We start from the raw sequence: 13,862 nt of genomic DNA, 5'->3' as shown, positions 1-13,862 counted from the left end.
CATCGACCGGTCGAACGGAACGACGAATCACCCGCCGGAGGTGATTGGACGGTCACCGACGTCCTCGGTCCCCTCCTCGGGGAGCAGTGCGCGCTGGTCGAGCACGTAGAGCAGGACGAAACCAGGTACGACGATCACGACGGCCAGTCCTGCTGCCACGAGCAACGTCACCAGCGTGCCGTGGGGAGCGGCAGCCCCCGAGACGGTCAGGCTCTCCGGCAGGAGGTACGGCCACTGGGCGATGCCCCAGCTGATGATGATTCCGGCCACCGCGAGGACGGCGAGAAGCCGCGCACCACGACCCGCGTACCGCATCAACAGCACCAGCGCGCCCGATCCGCACAGCACACTGAGGATCAGGCTCGGAAGGGCTCTCGACATCAAGCCGTCGAAGACATGCGACGCCTTGGCGTTCAGGACGGCCAGACCGGCCACCGCGACCACGGCCGCGACGATCGCACTCGCCAAGGCCCGGCGGCGGAAGTACTCGCCCATCGTGTACTCCCGCAAGCGCCGAGCGTCCCAGACGAGATACACGGCCGCCAGGTACGCCGCCAGCACGACCGCGAGCACTCCGGTCACCAGAGACGTCGGGTTCAGCCAACTGTCCACCGGGTCGCCGGCCTCGCCACCGGATGGCACGTGCCCGGACGCGATGCCACCTGCGGTCGCACCCAGGAAGAACGGCACGAGCACCGACGACAGGGCGAAGGCACCGCCGAAGACCCGCCGGAACCTCAGCGTCCCCACCGACTTCCGAAAGGCGAAACTCGCGCCGCGCAGGACGATCCCGAGCGCGGCCAGGGTGAGCGGGACGAACAACGTCAGCATGATCGACTGGTAGGCCGCCGGGAAGGCGGACCAGGTGACGACGAAGATGAAGATCAACCAGACATGGTTCGCCTCCCAGACCGGACCGATCGACCGCTCGATCACCGCGCGCGGTTCCGCGCCGCGCTCGGGTCCGCCCGCGGTCAGGTCCCAGAATCCGGCACCGAAGTCCGCTCCACCGAACACGGCGTACGCCGCCAGGGCGATCAGGAGCACGACCGCGATCGCCGTACTCACGGCGCCCGCTCCTCGACCACCGCGGTCTCCAGGCCGACCTGTTCCTGCCCCTCCTCCTGGCCGTCCTCCGCGGCAGCCTCCGGCGTGGGGCCGTACGGCGTGTCACCGTCGACGAAACCGCCCGCCCGGCGGAAGCGCCGGCTCATCCCCCGCAGTACCAGGATCGTCGTCACACCGAGCGCGGCGTAGAGCAGGAAGACACCGATGAAGGTGATCCAGACGCCGGCGTTGGCGGTCGCGGCCTCCTCGACCTTCATCCGGTTGTAGACGATCCACGGCTGCCGGCCGACCTCGGTGACGATCCAGCCCGCCTCCATCGTGATCACAGCCAGGACGCCGGAGCAGGCCGCGGCGCGCAGGAACCATCTGCTCCGGGGCATCCTGCGGCGGAAGAGCCAGGTCAGGCCGTACCAGACCGAGAGCAGGAACAGCGCCGTACCGAGGCCGACCATGACGTCCCACGCCAGGTGGACCGTGTTCGTCTCGCGGATCGTCGGCCGTTCGTCGACCGGCACGGTGTCCAGGCCCTGGACGACGGTCGACCGGCCGCTGCTCGGATCCGACAGCCAGGACGCAAGCCCTGGGATCGGGATGCCGCCGGAGATCGTCCCGTCGGCGTTGAGCCGGCCGAGCAACGTCTCCGGTACGTCGGAAGACGTCGTCGGCACCAACTCGATCGCGGCGAACTTCACCGGCTGGTTGTTGTAGACCCACCGGGCCAGCGCGTCGCCGACCCCCATCTGGATCGGCGTCATGATCGCGGCGACCGTGAACGCGATGGTGAACCCGATCCGGTGGTACCGGTCGTCGCGGCCGCGCAGGATCCCGGTCGCGTACACCGACGCGACCAGGAACCCGCCGACGAGGTACGCGGCGATCAGCATGTGCGCGGCCTGCAACGGCATCGCGTCGTTGAAGATCACCTCGAGCGGCTCGACCTTGGTGATCTCGCCGTTCGCGTCCATCGTGAAGCCGGCCGGCGCGTTCATCCACGCGTTCGCCGCGACCACCGAGATCGAGCCGAAGATGCCGGCGATCACGATCGGCACGCCGGTCCAGAAGTGCGGCCACGGTCGCAGCCGGCGCCAGCCGAAGATGTAGATCGCGACGAAGATCGCCTCGGTGAAGAAGAACAGCCCCTCGAAGGCGAACGGGATGCCGAACGCATCGCCGTAGACGCCCATGAACCGCGGCCAGAGCAGCCCGAACTCGAAGCTCAGCACGGTCCCGGTCACCGCACCGACGGCGAACGTCACAGCCATGTACTTCGACCACCGTTGCGCCAGCACCAGCGCGTCGTGGTCGGCTCGCCTGATCCCGCGGTAGTTGGCGATCAGTGTCATGAACGCCCAGGACACCCCGAGCGGCACCAGGATGATGTGGAAGGCGAGCGTGAACGCCATCTGCGCGCGGGCCCACGGGACCGGGTTGACGGCGGCCGCGACAACCAGGCCGGCGACGCTCTCCCCCACGATCATCCGAGCCTCCTTGATCGGTCAGATCAGGTCGAGATCCCAAGCCCGGCGGACGGCGTCGTTGCGGCTCGACACCGAGAGTTTCCGCAGGATGTTCCGGACGTGCGTCTTCACGGTGTTGACCGAGATGAACAACTCGGCGCTGATCTCGTAGGTGGTGCGCAGCGTCGCGAGCAACCGCAGTACGTCGAGCTCCCGCTCCGACAGTTCCTCGAAGACCGCTGCCGGGTCGTCCGCCGGATCCGGGTCCGTGGTCTGGCCCGGTCGCAACCAGCCGGCCAGCGAGCGCAGGCCGGCATCGTTGCGGATGACCGCCTGGAGCCGCTCCGGGGTGTGCCTGAACGGACGGCGGATCCGCTCGCCGCGAGCCAGCAGCAACGCCTTGGCGACCCAGGACCGGCCACCGCGGACATTCCCCGCGAGCCATTCGGCCTGCGCGTGATCCAGGAGTTCCTGCACCCGCTGCGACGCGGTCGTCGTCCGGTGACGGATCACGTCGTTCGGCCCCGCCAGGTCCAGGCCGACACCCGCCGCTTCGGCCGCAATGGATCCGCGCAGCCAGCTGTCCGGCGGTTCCGGGTTCCTCAACGCACACCGGGCACCGACCCGGTCGCCCCGGTCCCGCAACAGCCGGACGCGCAACAGCCAGGACACTGCGCTCAGCAGGCTGTCGTCCTGCGTCTCGGGGAGCCGGCGAGCGCGGTCGAGGGAATGCTGGGCCCGGGCGAGGTCCTGACGTTCGAGCGCCACCCACAAGTGGGCCAGATGTGTTGCGGCGGGACGCTCCGCCGCGGCGACAGACTCTGCGGCGAGTCGCTCGGCGGTGTCCGCGAGCGCTTGTGCGCGGGACAGATGCCCACGGCAGGCCTCGGCAAGCGCCAGCGTGGCAAGGCACCGCAACCGGAGATCCTCGCGGTCACCCGCGGCGGCTGTCCGGACCGCGTCGGCGAGCACAGCACACGCGAGGTCGAGGTCGCCGCCGCGGAGGTACGTCGTGCCCTCCGCACTCACAACCAGCGCTTTCAGTACGGCGTTCCCGTGCGCTGCCAGTTCCTCCCGCGCCGCACGCGCGGCGAGCAAGGTCTGGTCGATGCTGCCGGACCTGTGGTGCATCAGCGTGGTCACGACGGCGGCCGACACAGGCCAACCGCTGCTGACCGGCGGATCCACTGCACAGTGCGCAAGGCATTCCGCGGCCGCAGCGACATCATGGTCCGCGACTGCAATCGCGGCGCGAACGAGTTGGACGTTTGCGGAGTCCAGGTCTGGCATCGCCGACAGGCAGCGGGCCAGCTCGGAGTCAATCCGCGTCGGCAGCAGCAGGTCTCCGACGCCCAGCCCGTCGACGACAAAGCCGGCGGCACGTTCCCAGTCCCCCGTCTCGGTGGCGTGCCTGACGGCCTGCAGCATTCGGCCGTTCGCGCCGTACCAGTCCGCGGCCCGCCGCTGCAGGTTGCCGATTGCGGAGGGCAGCGTGCGGTCCAGTTTGCTGCGAAGGAATGCACGGAAGAGCGGGTGGATCCGGTAGTGACCGGCGCGTCCGGGCACCGGTTGGACGAAGGTGTTGCCGATTGCCATCCGCTGCAGCACCTCGTCCGCGTCCGGGCGGTCCGTCAGCGCGGCACCGAGCTCCGGGACGAGGTCGTCGACCAGGCTGATCCTGAGCAGGAAGTCGCGATCGTCCGCGGCGAGATCACCGAACACCTCCGCGGCCAGGTAGTCGGTCGAGAACCCCGCCGGCAGGTTTCGGTGGTCACCGGCACGGAGTGCCAGCGCTGCCAGCCGGACGCCGGCCGCCCAGCCCTCGGTCCGGTCGAGCACGTCCCGGGCTGCCTCCGGCTGGGTGATGTCGTGGACGCCGAGCAACGCATCGACTTCTGGACCGGTGAAGGCAAGGTCGTCGGACCGGAGCTCAGCGAGCGTGCCCTCCAGCCTGTACCGGTGCAACGGCAGCGGCGGATCCACCCGGGTCGTCATCAGGACCCGGAGCCGGTCCCCGGTCGTGTCGAGCAGCCGGTCCAACTGTTCGAAGACCAACGGCTGGCATACCCGTTCGGCGCCATCGAGCACGAGAACTACCGGTCCGTCAGCAAGCAGCAACTGCTCGGCGAGCGCGTCGAGGCCCGCACTCTTCGGACCGCCGGCGTTCGCGACGCCCGCGTCGGCGAGCGCGCAGCGAACATCCGGGACGAAGGTCTCGTCGCGGTCGGCCAGTGAGAGCCAGGCCACCTGTGCCTGTCGGTGGCTCCTGGCCCACGCCGCGGTCAGGACCGTCTTGCCGAACCCGGCCGGTGCGCTGACCAGTGTCAGCGGAGCCTCCCGGACAGCCCGCGAGATGCGGTCGAGCAACCGTGGCCGCTGGACGACGCGGAAGGGCGGTGCCGGCGGACGGATCCGGCTGGGCGGAATGGCCGGCTCGATCACGGATCTCAGCGCGGACCCACCCGCAGTGCGCGATCCGATACGCTCCGCCCGCAAATCCACCCTCATGCCGGGGCCCCCTCCCGCACAGCCTGCTCCGCACCGTCCGGCAAGAAGTGGACGGTGCGACCCCTGTCCCTTCTTCGACTGTGGGGTTACCGGCAGACGCCCGGCATCGCCCCGATGGGGTGAAACCGGAATCAGGCGTCCTGGACCGGGTGCGCAGAAAACGGTAGCCCGCAACCAGAGACTGGTTGCGGGCTACCGGCGGGGAACTCTTCAGGCGACACGCTTCTTGCGACCACGCCCCGTCGCGGCCTTGCGTGCCTCGAGCGCGGCGGCGAGATGGGAGTACTGCTCCACCGTCCGCCGTGCGTAGATGTTGCGTTCCAGGATGTGCGGCCACCAGTGCCGCCCGATCTGCTCGTGCATCCACAGGAAGCCGATCGCGAAGCCCATACTGACCAGGGCCCGGAACGCGAGGAACTTCCACGGTTCCGGCGGCAGGCCCGGCGTACCGGTCACCACCCATTCGGTCACGACGGAATGCACCAGCAGAGAGAGCGGGAAGGCGATCACCCAGTAGACCGCCGCCGGTGCGAACACCCCGGCGGGGATCTTGCCCGTGCCCATCAGAACGGCGTACCCGGCGCCGAAGAGCATCAGCGGGACGCCCAGGCCGAGCCCGGTCGCCACCGCCCAGCCGAAGGGCTGGCCGACGAACGCGGCCAACCCTCCGGCGATCACTCCGGCTGCGGCACCCACCGAGACGGCCGGCACCGAGAACTCCGCGAGCTGCTTCAGATCAGCTGTCTGTGTCATGGTCAGCTCACAACCACACCGAAGCGGATCAGGCTGTAGAACAGCATGCCGAGATAGAACACCGCGCCGAACCCGATGATCACGTTGCGCACCGGCCCGGGCCGGATCGGTTTGGGCAGCAGCTTGTTGTTCACCAGGAGCAACACGATGCAGTAGGCACCCATCGCGAACGTGGACAAGAAGGCGAGGATGTCCAGGATCCCGGCCGGGCCGTCGGCCGGACCGAACAGCAGGATCAGGATGCCGAACGTGATCACGCCCCACAGGAACCCGGCGTACAGCTTCGACATCGAGAACCGTTTGGCCCCCGGCACGAAGTAGTACGTCATGTCGGCCTGACCGCGGGAGAACGAGTCGAACAGACCCAGGGTCGCGTTCAGCCCGATCAGCGCGATGAAGGCGAAAAACAGCGTGCCCAGGATCGGGCTGCCGGCCGACGCGAACGCGTCCGACATCGCCGACAGCGCGGCGTCGCGGTCACCGCCCTCGATCAGACTGGCCACGTCCGGGTTCGTCCGGGCCGCCGACATGGCCAGCACGGTGAACGAGATCGTGACCAGCATGGTGATGCCCCAGAACAGCAGCAGGGCGTCGAAGGTGACCCACTTGCGCCACCCCTTCCACTTCTGCATCTCGGCCGGGTCCTCGGTGTCGAACATGAAGCCCCGCGACGGCATCGACTCGGCCTGGTCGGCCGAGCGCAGACCACGGATCTTCGGGATGTGCGACCCCATCGCCGCACCGCTGTCGCGCAACTGCAGCGTGTACCACATCTGCTGCATACCGGACGGACCGGCGAACGCGATCGAACCGACCACGATCGGGAACCAGGCCTCGGACAGTGCCTTCTCCGGGAAGAACCCGAACGCGAACATGCCCTGCAGGGTCTGGCCCAGATCGTCCCAGTTGCCCACGATCGCCGCGATCACCGACGTACCGACGACCAGCAGGCCGATCAGCAGGCCGAGGAGTTTCTCGAGGAAGTTGTAGATCACCGACAGCAGACTGAACAGCACACCGACGAACACCAGAGCCACGCACGCGGTGACCTGCCAGGGTATGCCGGTGATCTCCTCGAAAGCTGCGGCCCCGGCCGACAGATGCCCGGGCCACATATAGATCAGGATCGCCGCGACGTAGAAGAACCACATCATCGGTTTGAAGACCCGCGCCGCGCCGAAGAAGATGCTCTCCCCGGTCGCCATCGCGTACCGGGCCATCTCCAGCAGCACGAAAGCCTGCAGCGTGACGCCGACCAGGAACAACCAGCGGATGTCCGGGCCGAACACCAGCACCAGGCGGGGCCACATGTAGGACTCACCCATGCCCACGCCCAGCGCGACCAGGAACACGGTCGGTCCGAGGATGTGCATGGACGGTGGTGCGTCCGGAAGCTTCCGGATCGGCATCGGTTCGAGCCGGCCGGCCTTCCAGACCTTTTCGGTGACGGCCGTGCCGGCCGGCTCTTCAGGTACTTCTGAGGTCTTGCTTGTGACGTCCAAGGCGGACTCCTTAGATCGACGCCAGCTTGGCTTGACGCTCCCCCGTGCACTCCCCCCTGACCAACAGCATCACCGGCTTCCTCCGAACAGGTTGGGGACTTTCAGGAACCGAGCGGCCCGGCGTTGCGGGCCCAGCGGTACTTCGCACCGAGCACCTGGACCGGTGTCTCGGTGGTGTACGGGTAGGCGACCACTCCGTGGTCGAACAGGTACTGACTTGCTTCCTCGACCTCGACGTCACCGGACAGTGAGGCCACCACCGGCTTGTCGATGCCCTTGGCGCGATACTCCTCCACCACCTCGGCGACCAGCTTCGCGAACACCATCGGCGGCGTCACGATCGTGTGCCAGTAGCCCAGGATGAGCGAGTGGATCCGCTCGTCCTCCAGGCCGAGCGCGATCGTGTTGCGGTACGTCGACGGCGGCTCGCCACCGGTGATGTCGACCGGGTTGCCGGCGGCACCGAACGGCGGGATGAACTTGCGGAACGCCGCGTCCAGGTCGGCCGGGATGTCCATCAGGGTCAGGCGCGCGTCGACACAGGCATCCGAGAGCAGTACGCCGGAACCGCCCGCGCCGGTGATGATGACGACGTTCTCGCCCTTCGGCGTCGGCAGCAGCGGGATGCCACGGGCGTACTGGAGCATCTCGTTCAGCCCTGGGGCCCGGACCACACCGCTCTGTCGCAGGATGTCGTCGTACACCTTGTCGTTGCCGGCCAGCGCGCCGGTGTGCGAACTCGCGGCCCGCGCGCCCAGGTCGGTGCGGCCGGCCTTCAGGACGACGACCGGCTTCTTCTTCGACACCCGGGCCGCCGTCTCGGCGAACGCCCGGCCGTCCTTCAAATCCTCCAGGTGCATGGCGATCAGGTTGGTGTTGTCGTCGCTCTCGAAGAACGTCAGGAGGTCATCCTCGTCGATGTCGGCCTTGTTGCCTACCCCAACGATCGCGGAGACGCCCATCCGGCTGGACCGGCTGAAGCCCAGGATCGCCATCCCGATACCGCCCGACTGTGACGACAGCGCCACACTGCCGCGGACGTCGTACGGCGTACAGAACGTCGCGCAGAGGCTCTCCGGCAGGTAGTAGTAGCCGTAGATGTTCGGGCCGAGAATCCGCACGTCGTGTTTCTTGGCGATGGCAACGACCTCGTCCTGCAGTTCCTGCTCGCCGGTCTCGGCGAACCCGGACGGGATCAGGATCGCGCCCGCGACGCCCTTCTGGCCGCACTGCTCGAGGGCACCGGCGACGAACTTGGCCGGGACCGCGAACACCGCGACGTCGACGTCGCCGGGGATGTCGGTGATGCTCGGGAACGCCTTCAGCCCGAGTACCTCGCCACCCTTGGGGTTGACCGGGTAGATGTCCCCGGCGTACCCGCCGTTGACCAGGTTCTTCATCACCGAGTTGCCGATCTTGCCGGTCTCGTTCGACGCCCCGATCACGGCCACCGCACGCGGCTTCATGATCCGCGTCATCGCGGTCAGGATCTCCTCCTGGCTGTACCGCTCGACCGGCTTGCCGGCCTCGGCGTCCACGATGATCCGGAAGTCCACCGCGGTGGCACCGTCCGGCCCGGCCAGCACCGGGTTCAGGTCCACCTCGGCGAACTGCGGGAAGTCGTTGACCAGGTCCGACAGCCGCTGGATCAGGTCCGCCACCGCGTCCTTGTCGACCGGCTTCGCGCCGCGGACGCCGTTCAGCATCTCGTGCGCACCGATCCCGTCGACCATCGCCCGGGCCTCGGCGCCGGTCAGCGGCGCGAGCCGGAAGGTGACGTCCTTGAGTACCTCGACCAGGACGCCGCCCAGCCCGAACGCGACCACCTTGCCGAACGTCTGGTCGGTGACCGCGCCGACGATGACCTCCTGCACGTCGCCGCCGGTGACCAGCATCTTCTGCACCTGCACACCGACGATCTCCGCGTCGGTCTGGTAGGCCTTGGCGTTGGCGATGATCTTCTCGTACGCCGCCTTGGCCGCCTCGGCACTGTCGACGCCGACGACCACGCCACCGGCATCGGTCTTGTGCAGGATGTCCGGCGAGACGATCTTCAGCACGACGGGGAAACCGATCTCGGCCGCGAGACCGGCGGCTCCCTCGGCAGTCGTGGCCAGCCCCTCACCCGGCGTCGGGATGCCGTACGCGTCCGCGACCAGCTTGGCCTCGGGCGCGCCCAGAGAGGTGCGGCCGTCCGCCAGAGCCTGGTCGAGGATGGTTCGGACTGCTGCCTTGTCATAGGTCATGCCTGCGCTCCTTCAGGGATGCGGGGAGAGGTCGGCGTCAGATGACGCCGGCTGCCTTGAGTTCCTCGAGCTCGGCGGTGTCGATGCCGAGCGATCCGTAGACGACGGAGTTGTGCTCGCCGAGACCGGGCGAGGCCTCGACCTGGACCGGGGAGTCGGACAGCTTGAGCGGGCAGCCGACGGTCTTGAAGCTGCCCCGCTGCGGGTGCTTCACCTCGACCACGGCGCCGAGCTCGGCCAGCGTCTCGTCCTCGATCAGCTCACGGGTCGACATGATCGGCCCGCACGGCACGTTCAGGGCGTTGAGCTTGTCCATCACCTCGAACTTCGTGTGCTGCTCGGTCCACTGCTCGATCAGCGCGAACATCTTGTCGAGCTTGTCCAGCCGCGCGGCCGGCGTCGCCCAGTCCGGGTCGTCGGCCAGTTCCGGCTTGCCGATCAGGTTCGCGATCGGGGCCCAGCCGGGCGGCTGCACGATCACGTAGATGTAGTCGTTCGGCCCGCCCGGCGCGCACCGCAGCGCCCAGCCGGGCTGGCCGCCACCGGAGGCGTTGCCGGAGCGCGGTACCTCGTCCTCGAAGTTGTCGTTCGGGTACTCGGGCAGCGGCCCGTGCGTGAGCCGCTGCTGGTCGCGCAGCTTGACCCGGGTCAGGTTGAGCACGGCCTCCTGCATCGCCACGCTCACCCGCTGGCCCTTGCCGGTGTTGGTCCGCTGGAGCAGCGCGGCCAGGATGCCGGCGACCAGGTGGATGCCGGTCCCCGAGTCACCGATCTGCGCGCCGGTGGCGGTCGGCGGGCCGTCCTCGAACCCGGTGGTGCTCATCGCGCCGCCCATCGCCTGGGCAACCACCTCGTAGGCCTTGAAGTCCTCGTACCGGCCGGGGCCGAAGCCCTTGATCGAGGCGTAGACCAGCTTCGGGTTGATCAGCTGCAGCCGGTCCCAGGTGAAGCCCATCCGGTCGATCGCGCCGGGGGCGAAGTTCTCCACCAGGACGTCGGCGTCCTTGACCAGGTCGGTGAAGATCTCCTTGCCCCGGTCGGACTTCATGTTCAGCGTGATGCTGCGCTTGTTGCAGTTGAGCATCGTGAAGTAGAGGCTGTCGACGTCGGGGATGTCGCGCAGCTGCTGGCGGGTGATGTCGCCGGTGGGCGCCTCGAGCTTGATCACATCGGCGCCGAGCCAGGCGAGGAGCTGAGTACAGGACGGTCCCGACTGCACGTGCGTCATGTCGAGTACGCGAACCCCGTCGAGGGCCTTGGTCATAAGGAGTCCTCCCCTACTTGTGCGATCACTTGTACATCGTCTGGTTCATGGTTCCGGGCGCGTACGCGTCCGGGTCGACCCACACGTTGATGAGCGAGGGCAGCCCGGACTCGCGGGCCCGCTGCATGGCCGGCCCGATCTCCTTCGGGTCGCGGACCTCCTCGCCGTACCCGCCGAGCATCTTGGCGAACTCGTCGTACTTCACGTCGCCGAGCGTGTTGCCGATCCGGCCGCGGTCGTGGCCGTACTTGGCCTCCTGGCCGTAGCGGATCTGGTTCATCGACGAGTTGTTGCCGACGACACCGACGAACGGGAGCTTGAAGCGGACCAGCGTCTCGAAGTCCCAGCCGGTCAAGGAGAAGGCGCCGTCACCGAACAGTGCGACCACTTCCTTGTCCGGCCGCGCGTACTTCGCCGCGAGGACGAACGGGATGCCGACGCCGAGGGTCCCGAGCGGTCCCGGGTCCATCCAGTGGCCGGGCGACTTCGGCTGGACGACGCCACCGGAGAAGGTGACGATGTCGCCGCCGTCGCCGATGTAGATCGAGTCCTCGGTGAGGAACTCGTTGATCTCGTGCGCGAGCCGCAGCGGGTGGATCGGGTTCGCGTCGGACAGCTGCCGGGGCAGCCGCTTCTGGTACGCCGCGTCCTCCTCGGCACGCAGTTCGGCGAACCAGGGCTTGCGGTCGACCTTCTTGACCCGGCCCGACGCCGCCTGGGTGACCGCGGCCAGGATCGCGCCCGGGTCGCCGACCAGGCCGAGGTCGATGTCGCGGTTCTTGCCGACGGTGCGGTAGTCCATGTCGATCTGGACCACGGTCGCGCTCTTCGGCAGCCGACGGCCGTAGCCCATCCGGAAGTCGAACGGCGTACCGACGATCAGGATCAGGTCGGCGTTGTTGAACCCGTACCGCCGGGACAGGTGGAAGTGGTGCGGGTCGCCGGGCGGCAGCGTGCCGCGGGCCGAGCCGTTCATGAACACCGGAATGTCGAGCGTGCGGGCGAACTTGGTTGCGGCGTCGCTGCCGCGAGACGTCCAGACCTGGCTGCCCAGCAGGACGACGGGCTTCTCGGCCCGGACCAGCAGGTCGGCCAGCGCCTCGACGTTCGCCGGGTCGCCGATGCTCTTGGTGGAGGCCCGGTAGTGACCGGCCTCCGGGACCGTCGCCGAGTCGACCGGGACCGAGTTGTCCAGGATGTCGCGCGGGATCTCCAGGAACGACGGGCCGGGCGCGCCGTTGTAGCACTCGCGGAACGCCATCGAGACCATGTCCGCGGCCCGCGCGGTGTGCGGCACGGTCGCGGCGAACTTGGTGATCGGCGTCATCATGTCGACGTGCGGCAGGTCCTGCAGGGACCCCATCTTGTGCTGGTTCAGCGCGCCCTGGCCGCCGATCAGCAGCATCGGGCTCTCCGCACGGAAGGCGTTCGCGACGCCGGTGACGGCATCCGTCGTACCGGGGCCGGCGGTGACGACCGCGCAGCCGGGCCTACCGGTCACCCGCGCGTAGCCGTCCGCGGCGTGCGCGGCGACCTGCTCGTGCCGGACGTCGACGACGGCGATGCCCTCGTCGACACAGCCGTCGTAGATGTCGATGATGTGACCGCCACACAGGGTGAAGATCACGTCGATGCCCTCGGCCTTCAGTGCCTTGGCGACCAGGTGTCCACCTGAGATCGTCGCCGGCTCCGGCTTCGGTGAGTCGGCGGCTGGTTGGGTCTCCGACACTGTCTGCGCCATCTGCAGTCATCTCCTCGGAAGGGCCGGGGTGCGGCTTGTTGGTACAGCTTCGTCTGTAGATTGCATACCGTATGGTGTAGTCGTAGTCTTACCCCAGCCCATAGTGGTTGTCCAGAGCTCGGCACCAGGAGGCTGGGATGACGATTCACGACGAACTCGCCACGACCCGTCAGGCGGTTCTGGCGCTGGAGAAAACCCTTATGGCGTTGAGGAATCGGCTCGGCCCGCATCTCGACGTACTGCGGCTGCTCGACGATCTCGATCGGTGTTCGACCGACTTGCGCCGCCTCGAGCAGCAAGTCGGTGCACCCGGCCGGCAGGAACTGGTAGTGATTCCGGACGGTGACTACGACCACGGGCTCTGGGGAGCCGGGGACGTGGATCACGAAGGAGTCGGAGCCCCGGGCAGACGCGCTCCGTAACGACTCCGGGCCCCGCAGACGGTGTCTGCGGGGCCCGGAGCTGTGACGGCCAGAATCAGTGCGAGCGAATCGCCTCGACGACTGCATCGAGGAACTGCATGGGCCGGACCAGGTCGTCGTAGTCGATCGGCGGCCGGCGGGTCTCCACCATCTCCAGGAACGCTCGCAGCCCTGGTTCGACGTACGACGGGCCGAGGATGAGCTCGCGGGCCGCCAGACCGTGCCGCCCGACGACCAGACCGTGGAACGGAACCCGCCCGTCCGAACTCGGTCGCACGAACTGCACGACGACCCGGACACCACCGACGTCGGCGCCGGCGACGATCGTGTCGGCGAACTGTTCCACGCTGACCTCTCCGACGGCCCCAGGTGCGAGCCTGAGCGCGACGTCGACCGGGTGGATCCCGTAGAAGTAGATGCCGCCGTACTCACTGCCCGGGTCTGCCGGACCGGTGGTGATCACCGTCTGCGGAGCACCTAACGACACCGCCTGCTCGGCCAGCGCGTCAGTGTCCGGCACCCAACGGACAGCCGAGGACGACGTCAGCAGAGCATCGTGTTCGCGCGCCGCGGCAACGATCGCCCGGGCGTCGGCCTCACTGCAGGCGAGCGGCTTGTCCACGAACACCGGCAGACCTTCGGCCAGGAACGGTACGGCGTGGTCGCGGTGCAGACCGCCGTGCCGGTCGGTGATGATCACGGCGTCGACCAGGCCCAGCAGGTCCGTCGGTGCGTCCACGAGCCGCTCGAGCTGGCCGATGACGCGGAGCTTCTCGTTGCGTTCGCTCGCGCCGCCACAGAGCGCGACGACGCGGGTCTCGCCGGCCCGCCGCTCGACGTTCAGGTAGTCGATGATGTGGTCGACGTGGGAGTTCTCCGTCCCGATGATGCCGATGCGCAC

10 protein-coding genes are annotated in these 13,862 nt (G+C 68.3%); 1 reads left to right on the top strand and 9 read right to left on the bottom strand.

Annotated elements, in window-relative coordinates; genetic code table 11:
* Positions 1 to 27: 27 nt before the first annotated feature.
* The 8 genes from E0H75_RS11020 to E0H75_RS10985 all read right to left on the bottom strand — a co-directional run bounded on the left by E0H75_RS11020 (position 28) and on the right by E0H75_RS10985 (position 12,539).
* Positions 28 to 1,068: a cytochrome d ubiquinol oxidase subunit II gene (locus E0H75_RS11020; RefSeq protein ID WP_131513410.1), complete on the bottom strand. Its 1,041-nt coding sequence runs from the start codon at positions 1,066 to 1,068 to the stop codon at positions 28 to 30.
* Positions 1,065 to 2,546: a cytochrome ubiquinol oxidase subunit I gene (locus tag E0H75_RS11015; RefSeq protein WP_131513409.1), complete on the bottom strand. Its 1,482-nt coding sequence runs from the start codon at positions 2,544 to 2,546 to the stop codon at positions 1,065 to 1,067. The genes E0H75_RS11020 and E0H75_RS11015 overlap by 4 nt, the downstream gene beginning before the upstream one ends.
* Before the next feature lie 18 nt (positions 2,547 to 2,564).
* Complete coding sequence (locus E0H75_RS44600) at positions 2,565 to 4,967, bottom strand: helix-turn-helix transcriptional regulator (RefSeq protein ID WP_272948900.1); 2,403 nt, start codon at positions 4,965 to 4,967, stop codon at positions 2,565 to 2,567.
* Between the two features lie 276 nt (positions 4,968 to 5,243).
* Positions 5,244 to 5,786, bottom strand: a complete 543-nt coding sequence (locus E0H75_RS11005) for a hypothetical protein (protein WP_131513408.1) — start codon at positions 5,784 to 5,786, stop codon at positions 5,244 to 5,246.
* Positions 5,787 to 5,788: 2 nt separating this feature from the next.
* On the bottom strand, positions 5,789 to 7,288 hold the full coding sequence (locus E0H75_RS11000; protein WP_131513407.1) for an Nramp family divalent metal transporter: 1,500 nt from the start codon (positions 7,286 to 7,288) through the stop codon (positions 5,789 to 5,791).
* A 101-nt stretch (positions 7,289 to 7,389) separates the two neighbouring features.
* A complete protein-coding gene (locus E0H75_RS10995; protein WP_131513406.1) occupies positions 7,390 to 9,534 on the bottom strand; it encodes an acetate--CoA ligase family protein in 2,145 nt (714 codons plus the stop codon).
* 37 nt (positions 9,535 to 9,571) lie between these two features.
* Positions 9,572 to 10,798 carry a formyl-CoA transferase gene (gene frc, locus E0H75_RS10990; protein ID WP_131513405.1) on the bottom strand — a complete coding sequence of 409 codons (1,227 nt, stop codon included), beginning with the start codon at positions 10,796 to 10,798 and terminating at the stop codon, positions 9,572 to 9,574.
* Between the two features lie 25 nt (positions 10,799 to 10,823).
* Entirely contained in the window at positions 10,824 to 12,539 is a 1,716-nt protein-coding gene (locus E0H75_RS10985) for a thiamine pyrophosphate-binding protein (protein ID WP_202872957.1), read from the bottom strand.
* Between the two features lie 137 nt (positions 12,540 to 12,676).
* Here E0H75_RS10985 and E0H75_RS10980 point away from each other — a divergent pair, with 137 nt between their 5' ends.
* On the top strand, positions 12,677 to 12,961 hold the full coding sequence (locus tag E0H75_RS10980) for a hypothetical protein (RefSeq protein ID WP_131513404.1): 285 nt from the start codon (positions 12,677 to 12,679) through the stop codon (positions 12,959 to 12,961).
* Positions 12,962 to 13,016: 55 nt separating this feature from the next.
* Here the strand turns inward: E0H75_RS10980 and E0H75_RS10975 are convergent, their stop codons facing one another.
* Positions 13,017 to 13,862, bottom strand: a complete 846-nt coding sequence (locus tag E0H75_RS10975) for a Gfo/Idh/MocA family protein (RefSeq protein ID WP_165553624.1) — start codon at positions 13,860 to 13,862, stop codon at positions 13,017 to 13,019.

It is taken from the genome of Kribbella capetownensis, assembly GCF_004331485.1.
Lineage (GTDB): Bacteria > Actinomycetota > Actinomycetes > Propionibacteriales > Kribbellaceae > Kribbella > Kribbella capetownensis.
This window is presented reverse-complemented; position numbering and strand designations above follow the sequence as displayed.